Here is a 291-nt window from a genome sequence, read left to right as displayed (position 1 = left end):
CAAATTACAAGTTTAATCCGAACAAGCCCGGAAACTTTCAATGGCAGTCTGTTGATGATGGATTTTTAATGGTCGTTGATTAATAAGCTCAAGTGCTGCCAGGATTTCATCAGTCGTTATCTGGTCAAAGTTAGTCTTTTTCGGGAAAAACCACCGTAACCATCGATTGAAATATTCATTGGATCCCCGTTCCCATGGTGAATACGGGTGACAAAAATAAACTTTAATCTGATAGTCTTGTTCTATGGATCGATAATCGGCAAACTCCTTACCATGATCAACAGTTATAGA

General features: G+C 38.5%; 1 protein-coding gene. It reads right to left on the bottom strand.

The genetic code is table 11. The annotated features are described in order from the left end of the window. Positions 1-12 precede the first annotated feature (12 nt). A partial coding sequence (locus HC026_RS12540) for an IS30 family transposase (protein ID WP_168926224.1) occupies positions 13-291 on the bottom strand: 279 nt, incomplete at its 5' end.

Origin of the sequence: Secundilactobacillus angelensis (genome assembly GCF_012641075.1) — a bacterium.
In the GTDB taxonomy this organism is placed as follows: domain Bacteria; phylum Bacillota; class Bacilli; order Lactobacillales; family Lactobacillaceae; genus Secundilactobacillus; species Secundilactobacillus angelensis.
This window is presented reverse-complemented; position numbering and strand designations above follow the sequence as displayed.